Annotated in this window: 3 protein-coding genes; 1 reads left to right on the forward strand and 2 read right to left on the reverse strand. The window is 45.9% G+C overall.

Features of this window, described 5'->3' with window-relative positions:
• On the forward strand, positions 1–206 hold a 206-nt coding region (locus A3735_RS26615; RefSeq protein WP_156499947.1), incomplete at its 5' end, for an aminotransferase class III-fold pyridoxal phosphate-dependent enzyme.
• Here A3735_RS26615 and A3735_RS26620 read toward each other — a convergent pair.
• Positions 197–667 (reverse strand): YiiD C-terminal domain-containing protein, encoded by a 471-nt coding sequence (locus tag A3735_RS26620; RefSeq protein ID WP_068515199.1) that lies wholly within the window; start codon positions 665–667, stop codon positions 197–199. The genes A3735_RS26615 and A3735_RS26620 overlap by 10 nt on opposite strands.
• Positions 668–800: 133 nt before the next feature.
• Positions 801–1,241, reverse strand: a 441-nt coding sequence (locus A3735_RS26625) for a S1 RNA-binding domain-containing protein (RefSeq protein WP_156499948.1), incomplete at its 5' end; no start/stop codon positions are given.

Here is a 1,241-nt window from a genome sequence, read left to right on the forward strand (position 1 = left end):
GTGTCTTGGGTGGAATCGGTGTTGTCGAATTATATGAAGCCGTCAATATGGCTGAGATACAAGGCCGCTTCGTTGAGCAAGGTGTTTGGGTGCGGCCCTTTGGTAAACTCGTTTACGTCATGCCGCCTTATATCATGAGTGATGATGAACTAGCAAAACTGTGTCAGGCCATCCACCACGTTATCAAACACTATCATCAAGTTTGAGCGGCTAATACTGCGTACTTACCGCTAAACTTAACGCAGGTTTTGCCATTCTCGTCCGGGACGCTCACCTCAATATGGAAGACCGATTTTCCAAGCCCGGTGTGATGGTGCTGAGCTTTTTCCAAGATTTCGGGTGCAGGTGCATAAGCCGTGGCGACAAGCCGGCCTCTCAGTGGCCGAAGGTAGTTGATCTCCCCCTTGGCAACAACGATATCTCCCTTAAGCCCTAGCGCTTCAGCTTTAAGCTGAGTCATTCCCCAACCGGCGATCACACAGAGATTGTATAAGCTTCCACCAAAAGCGGTGCCTTTATCGTTAATATTCTCTGATAACGGTGCGCTGACCTTTAGTGTTTCGCCATCATAGGCATCAATAGAAACCTGGGCGGCACGAGCCAGCGGGAGATGTTTGATGAGAAAGGCCTCCAGCGCCTGCCCTTGCTTAGAATAATTTTCCACCATTACCGCCTCTCACTGTTTCCTACTCTTTTTTATTGAAGGTATTTTAAGCATAAAAAAAGGGAGGTTTTCAAACCTCCCTTCCTTTAATGGCCACTCAATGCACTGCAAGTGACCTAAGTTTCATCACTAAAGCTTATTCAGCTTCAGCTAATTCTTTCATGCTTAGCTTGATACGGCCTCGGTTATCGACATCTAGAACCTTAACCTTAACCATCTGACCCTCTTCAAGAACATCAGTTACTTTCTCAACACGCTCATTTGAGATTTGAGAAATATGAACCAAGCCATCTTTACCAGGCAAGATATTAACGAATGCACCGAAATCAACGATACGCTCAACTTTACCTTCGTAAACCTGACCAATTTCAGCTTCAGCAGTGATACCCATAATCATATCGATAGCTGCTTGAGCACTCGCATTGTCTTCACCAAATACCTTGATAGAACCGTCATCTTCGATATCAACTGATGCACCAGTCTGTTCAGTAATAGAACGGATCGTTGCACCACCTTTACCGATAACGTCACGAATCTTGTCAGCGTGAACACTCATGGTACGCATTGCAGGAGCCTT

The organism is Oleiphilus sp. HI0061 (genome assembly GCF_001635675.1).

Coding starts and splice junctions, on each gene's coding strand:
- A3735_RS26620 (WP_068515199.1), bottom strand. CDS start 667: ATGGTGGAAAATTATTCTAAGCAAGGGCAGGCGCTGGAGGCCTTTCTC.